Below are 1,667 nucleotides of genomic sequence, written 5' to 3'. Positions count from 1 at the left end.
ACTCCCGCTGTGACGGCGGCTCGGCCTTTTCCGCCGCGGATGGGACCTAAGGGTTCGTTCGTTCACAAGGCGATTACGACCACTGATCCCAAGGTGTTGGGGATCATGTACATCGCGACGTCGATTGCGTTCTTCCTCGTCGGTGGGTTGATGGCGTTGTTGATGCGCGCCGAGTTGGCTGTGCCGGGGATGCAGTTTCTGTCCAACGAGCAGTACAACCAGTTGTTCACCATGCACGGCACGATCATGTTGCTGTTGTATGCGACGCCGATCGTGTTCGGGTTCGCCAATTACATTCTGCCGTTGCAGATCGGTGCTCCGGATGTGGCGTTCCCGCGGCTCAATGCGTTCTCGTACTGGTTGTATCTGTTCGGTGCGTTGATCACCACGGCCGGGTTCATCACTCCTGGTGGTGCCGCGGACTTCGGGTGGACTGCCTACACGCCGTTGACGAGTGCTCTGCATTCGCCGGGTGTGGGTGCTGATCTGTGGATCATGGGGTTGGCGGTGGCCGGTTTGGGCACCATTCTCGGTGGCGTCAACATGATCACCACGGTCATCTGTTTGCGGGCGCCGGGTATGACGATGTTCCGGATGCCGATTTTCACCTGGAACATTCTGGTGACCTCGATTCTGATTCTTCTTGCGTTCCCGTTGTTGACGGCGGCGTTGTTGGGGCTGGCGGCCGATCGTCATCTGGGTGCGCACTTGTTCGATCCGGCGACCGGTGGTGTGTTGCTGTGGCAGCACTTGTTCTGGTTCTTCGGTCATCCCGAGGTGTACATCATCGCGTTGCCGTTCTTCGGGATCGTCTCGGAGATCTTCCCGGTGTTCTCGCGTAAGCCGATGTTCGGGTACACCACGTTGATCTACGCGACGATCGCGATCGCGGCGTTGTCGATCGCGGTGTGGGCGCATCACATGTATGCCACCGGTGCGGTGTTGCTTCCGTTCTTCTCGTTCATGACGTTCTTGATCGCGGTGCCCACGGGTGTGAAGATCTTCAACTGGATCGGCACGATGTGGCGTGGTCAGGTGACGCTCGAGACGCCGATGTTGTTCTCCATCGGGTTCTTGATCACGTTCCTCTTCGGTGGTCTCTCGGGTGTGTTGCTCGCCAGCCCGCCGATCGATTTCCATGTCACCGACACCTACTTCGTGATCGCGCACTTCCACTATGTGGTGTTCGGGACGGTGGTGTTCGCGACGTATGCCGGTATCTATTTCTGGTTCCCGAAGATGACGGGCCGGATGATGGACGAGACGCTCGGCAAGTGGCATTTCTGGTTGACGTTCTTCGGGTTCCACGGCACGTTCCTGGTGCAGCACTGGCTCGGGAACGAGGGTATGCCGCGTCGGTACGCCGATTACCTGGCGTCGGACGGGTTCACCACACTCAACATCATTTCCACGATCGGGGCGTTCGTGCTCGGTGCGTCGACGTTGCCGTTCGTGTGGAATGTCTTCAAGTCCTACCGGTACGGCGAAGTGGTCACCGTCGACGATCCGTGGGGATACGGCAACTCGTTGGAATGGGCGACCTCCTGCCCGCCGCCGCGGCACAACTTCACCGAACTGCCCCGGATCCGTTCCGAGCGTCCCGCGTTCGAACTGCACTACCCGCACATGGTCGAACGCCTCCGCGCCGAAGCCCACGTCGGACCAGG

At 59.6% G+C, this 1,667-nt stretch carries 1 protein-coding gene; it reads left to right on the top strand.

Annotated elements, in window-relative coordinates:
• Positions 1 to 9: 9 nt before the first annotated feature.
• A partial coding sequence (gene ctaD, locus CH292_RS25160) for a cytochrome c oxidase subunit I (RefSeq protein ID WP_212669376.1) occupies positions 10 to 1,667 on the top strand: 1,658 nt, incomplete at its 3' end.

Origin of the sequence: Rhodococcus sp. 14-2470-1a, from assembly GCF_002259425.1 — a bacterium.
Lineage (GTDB): Bacteria > Actinomycetota > Actinomycetes > Mycobacteriales > Mycobacteriaceae > Rhodococcoides > Rhodococcoides fascians_E.
Note: the sequence above shows the minus strand (reverse complement) of the source record. Positions and strands in the feature narration are given on the sequence as shown.